Genomic DNA, 1,187 nt, shown 5'->3' on the forward strand with positions numbered 1-1,187 from the left:
CCGGCCGATCGATGTCGATCAGGAACGGGCGGCCGTCGCGGCGGAGGTCGTGCGCTCCGACGCCGAACCCGCCGACAACAGGGCGAGGGCGTCGTCGCGGCTGTCGAAGATGGGGAAGGCCCCGTCCAGGCGCATCGTGTGCAGGACGGTGCGGACGAACCGCGACGGCGCGGCCAGGCAGAGCGTGGCCCCACGGTCCCGGGCGTCACGGTGGGCGCGGACCAGGAGGCCCAGGCCGGTGGAGTCGATGAGGTGTACCCGGCTCAGGTCGACCACGATGTTTCCGCCCATGTCAGCGGCGTGCCGCAGGGCGTTGCGCAGCGTGTCACCGGTGTCGAGATCGACGTCACCGGCGGCGGCGACAACTGTCACGTCGTCCACGTGGTCGATGCCGAGGATCCCGCCAGGACCGTGGTCCCCGCACGACGCGTGGCCGCCACCAGCGGGCGGCAGCAGGCTGCAGTGCGGGCAGCGGTGCGGGCCGGTGGCGAACGGGGAACCGCTCCACCCCTGTTCGGATACCAGGGTCCAGACGACCTCCGCGTCGGGGAGCACGCACGCGGTGGCCTTGACGGAGTCGCCGCAGGTGTCGCAGATCAGGGTCATCAGGTGGTCGTCCGGGACAACTGTCATTCTGCTGGTCCTTCCGGGGGCCGTGTCCTCGCGCGCGGTGGGACACGGCGTTCGTGCAGAGCCGGAGCTGGGCCGCTCCCGAGGCTGATGGCGCGACCCGGGGAGCGGTTAAGCCGGAGGTGGCAAGGTGCGACGCTCCGTCAGGTCGCGGCTCGCACCGAGGCGCGGCCATGAGCGACCAACGCCGGCGGTGCGGCGATGGGTTCCTGTTCCGCCGTCGGCGTGCCGGGCGGCGACGAGGGGGCGGTGTCGACAATCGGCAGGATCTGGTCCAGCCGGGCGGTGTGCAGGATGCGCCGGATGCGCGGGTTCGGGTTGCGGACGGTGAGGACCCCGTCGGCCCGGGCGAGCCGCCGGTGCACATCGAGTAGGAGGCCGATGGCGGCGGCGTCGATGTGTCGGCAGCCCGACAGGTCGACCACCACCTGTGCGGGACGCAGGGCCACCAGCCGGTCGAACACTGCCCCGGTCGCCGGCAGGCAGGCCAGGTCGAACTCGGTGACGCACACCTCGACCAGCGGCAGCGTGCACGGCGTGGTTGCCAGCGGTCCGGT

General features: G+C 72.5%; 2 protein-coding genes. Both read right to left on the reverse strand.

All coding sequences use genetic code 11. The features are described 5' to 3' along the window. Positions 1-18: 18 nt before the first annotated feature. The gene (locus tag ABZ449_RS42205) at positions 19-633 is read right to left on the reverse strand and encodes an STAS domain-containing protein (protein ID WP_360357495.1); all 615 of its coding nucleotides are present in this window, start codon (positions 631-633) and stop codon (positions 19-21) included. Positions 634-773: 140 nt separating this feature from the next. Further along, on the reverse strand, positions 774-1,187 hold a 414-nt coding region (locus ABZ449_RS42210), incomplete at its 5' end, for an STAS domain-containing protein (protein WP_360357498.1).

Source organism: Kitasatospora sp. NPDC005856 (assembly GCF_040629945.1).
Classification (GTDB): Bacteria; Actinomycetota; Actinomycetes; order Streptomycetales; family Streptomycetaceae; genus Kitasatospora.